The sequence below is a fragment of the Limosilactobacillus reuteri genome (genome assembly GCF_002254085.1).
Lineage (GTDB): Bacteria > Bacillota > Bacilli > Lactobacillales > Lactobacillaceae > Limosilactobacillus > Limosilactobacillus reuteri_K.
Genome location: NZ_NGPY01000048.1, coordinates 1 through 1,227 on the forward strand (window position 1 = coordinate 1; position 1,227 = coordinate 1,227).

General features: G+C 41.4%; 1 protein-coding gene. It reads left to right on the forward strand.

What is annotated here, in order from left to right; translation table 11 throughout:
- A partial coding sequence (locus CBG10_RS08285; protein WP_094512303.1) for an ISLre2-like element ISLre2 family transposase occupies window positions 1–1,185 on the forward strand: 1,185 nt, incomplete at its 5' end.
- Between the last annotated feature and the right edge of the window lie 42 nt (window positions 1,186–1,227).

The following is a 1,227-nucleotide window of genomic DNA, read 5'->3' on the forward strand; positions in this document are numbered from 1 at the left end:
TTTATCTTTGGCCCGGTGACTTTTCAACGACGGTATTATCAGGCTGGGACAAAGAAACGTGAATTTTACTTAGACCAACAATTAAAAATTAAACCACGTCGTCGTTTATCGCCACACTACTTAATGATGATGGCTAAGATTGCCCAAACAACTACAATGCGCAATACTGCCGACATTTTGAACCTTGTATTTGACAGCGGAATTACTGCCGATTCGGTAATGCACGCCGTGCATGAGTTAGGAAATCAGGTAGCTAAACAAACTCAAGCAAAAGAACACCAAGCTACTCCTCGCCATATGCCTAAAAATTTAACTATTGAGGGTGATGCCTTTATGATTAAAGGTAAAAAAGAAGCAGGTCAGCTGACTCTTGTGCACCATTATCGGGTTTATGAGCGAGTAGCTAATCAAATCATTAATCGGCATGACTTTCTCAGTGTTGGGCACCAAGGACGGCTTGAAGCACGACTAAGTGATTATTTAGACCGCCATTATAAGCTTGCCGGTCAAACGATCTTTTTGGCCAGTGATGCTGGCCCAGGTTACGAACCAGCTAAGCTATTAAGTCTAGTTCCTCAAGGTGCACATGGTGAATACTTTCTCGACCGCTATCATTGTTTACAGAAAATTGAACATACTTTAGGCCGGCACAACGAATTAGCCATGCGAGCAATTAAAGCCGTTCGTCATCATGATCAAGCAGAGCTAACAATAATTTTAGATACTTATGAATCACAAAACCTAACGGAAAAACAAGCAGACGACCTAATGCGTTTAAGAAAGTATCTACAGCGAAATTGGCGGTATATCCTCTCACCACAAATGCGTGGATTTAAGGATATTCATTTAATTGGTTCAGTCGAAAGTTCTCACCGGGCTTTTACTTACCGGATGAAGAAACAGGGCAAGTCATGGACTAAGCAGGGGGCTAAAGCCATGATTGGTTTAATTGAAGCCCGAATGAATGGTGAACTGCAAGCTAGTTTAAATACAATCCTAGAACAATTAACAGTTCTTCCTCGAGTGGCTCAAACCAGCCTATTACAGGAAATGCATATTCGAACTGGAGAGTTTCTAAGAAAGGCACCGACAAAGCCGTCAATTGGAGCAGTACAAGGAATAATTCCGATTAACACGGCCACAAGTAGACCAATGGGACAACTTTTTAAGGCACTAACCCACTAAAACTGTATATTTAAAGGCTACCTATGAAAACTTGACAGATAC